Annotated in this window: 2 protein-coding genes; one reads left to right on the forward strand and one right to left on the reverse strand. The window is 53.7% G+C overall.

Annotated elements, in window-relative coordinates:
* Positions 1-187: 187 nt before the first annotated feature.
* Positions 188-1,510 carry a chloride channel protein gene (locus IV91_RS0112160; RefSeq protein WP_051862674.1) on the reverse strand — a complete coding sequence of 441 codons (1,323 nt, stop codon included), beginning with the start codon at positions 1,508-1,510 and terminating at the stop codon, positions 188-190.
* Between the two features lie 331 nt (positions 1,511-1,841).
* Between IV91_RS0112160 and IV91_RS19815 the strand changes: the two genes are divergently transcribed.
* A partial coding sequence (locus IV91_RS19815; RefSeq protein WP_200874403.1) for a helix-turn-helix domain-containing protein occupies positions 1,842-1,961 on the forward strand: 120 nt, incomplete at its 3' end.

A 1,961-nucleotide genomic window follows, 5' to 3' on the forward strand; every position in this document is an offset into this window, starting at 1 on the left:
AGGTCGTTTGTGATAGAGGGTTTGCCATCGGTCATGGCCTGGATGCTGTAGCGGCGACGCGAGAGCCAGGAGACCCCGGTGGATTCGCCCTTAGAACCCCCTGTCTTTAGACATGGGGAGGTTTAGTGAGACAGGACCGATCCGTGCCTCACCTGCGAGAAAAATCTCATTGCCCGGTTCTCTGTGTTCAGAATGAAATGGTGGGGGGGGTTTGAGTGGGATGGTCGGTTGGAATCGAACGCGCGTAAATGGAGGGCGGATGCAAAACGGAAGAGATGTAATGACCGGTCAGGCTGGCCACCAACAACGCAGGGACGAGCCCGTAACCGGAGGTCATTTCGCTCACCATCATTACCGCTGTCAATGGGGCATGAGTCACGGCAGCCAGAAATGCGCTCATGCCCACCAAGGTAAAAGCAGTTAATGAAGTTTCTGGTAGAAAAGTTTGGGCCATATGGCCAGCCAGTGTCCCGAGTGCCGCCCCGATAAACAACGTGGGTGTAAACACCCCACCCACCGCCCCCGAACCGGAGGTCAGAATGGTTGCCAGTATTTTCAGCCCCAGGATAAGCAGAATGTTTTGCCACAACCACGATTGATGGAGCAATGAATTGATCACCGAATAGCCATTTCCCCATACTTCTGGACGGATGGCTGAAAGTCCCCCCACGGCCAACCCTGCACAGGTCATTTTCAGCCAGAGGGGCAGGTGTAGTTGGGCAAAAAAATGATGGGTGCGATCCAATGCCACAATGAACAAAGGTCCCAACAGCCCCGAAACGAGTCCCATTCCCACCACCATGAGCAGTTCCATCAGGCTCTGCAAATTGCCGGGCGTTGCCGCGAAGATGGGCGCGGCACCACTGACGTGACGCACCACAAAATCGGCAATCGCCGCGGCCAATAAAAGGGGCCCAAGGCTTCTCACCCTGATTTCGCCCAGAATAATTTCAACGACGAACAGCGCGCCGGCAATCGGTGTATTGTAAGCGCCAGCCAGTCCCGCCGCCGCACCGCAGGCCACCGCAAAACGTCGCTCTGCAGCGGTCAGGCGAAGGATGCTGCCGAAAATACTTCCGGTCAGTGCGGCCAGTTGGACCATGGAACCCTCGCGCCCAATCGATCCCCCCGAAACCACTGTGGCGGCGGAGGCTACCGACTTTAACAGTGAGGAACGCACGGGAACATCGCTGCCTGCCGCGATCACTTCCATGTAATCTGATCCGGAATCATTTTTTCTGGCGAGAAGGAAATATTGCAGGATCAGTCCTGCAATCAATCCGCCGCAGGCCGGAACAAGTACCCGAATCCCCGGCGACAGGTGGGCGGCATTGGCTACCAACCCTTGGTGTGAGCCGTACAGGATGTCCTCCAGCCACAAAAGAAACTGGTGGAAGGTGAGAACGGCAAGAGAGCCGGATATCCCCACGACGGTCGCCAGGCCCAAATACCTCAGCAATTGCTGATTGACGTTGTACGCGGGTGTGGGAGGGGGGGAAGGGGGCGGCATGCTGGCATTCTACCGCCCCTCAAACGGTTTGAGTGTTTACAATCTTTGTCTGATGCGTCGTGAATTTGCGAATAAGTTCAAACAATCCCAAGGGTCTACCTGTTTTTGCGCTCATCCGCAATCCCTGGAACAGCCCCAAAGAGCGGTGACAACGTTAACTTGGTACAATAGTTTCATGATAACAAGATTATTGTTGTTTTTGTGATTAAAATCTCTATAATATAAAAATAGTGAAATTTATCGTCCTCTCCGTAAAACTTCGGCGTTTACGCCGGAGATATAAGGAGAAAGTTCTTGACTTACGCCTTAAATTCACTGTATAATTACGGTCATGTTGATTCAACGCGCCTATCGTTACCGATTTTACCCGACGCCTGATCAGGCCGATCAGCTTGCGCGATCGTTTGGTTGTGCGCGATGGATCTACAATTGGGGCTTGAAGGAGAGGTCG

Source organism: Ferrovum myxofaciens (assembly GCF_000735045.1).
Lineage (GTDB): Bacteria > Pseudomonadota > Gammaproteobacteria > Burkholderiales > Ferrovaceae > Ferrovum > Ferrovum myxofaciens.

Coding starts and splice junctions, on each gene's coding strand:
- IV91_RS0112160 (WP_051862674.1), bottom strand. CDS start 1,510: ATGCCGCCCCCTTCCCCCCCTCCCACACCCGCGTACAACGTCAATCAG.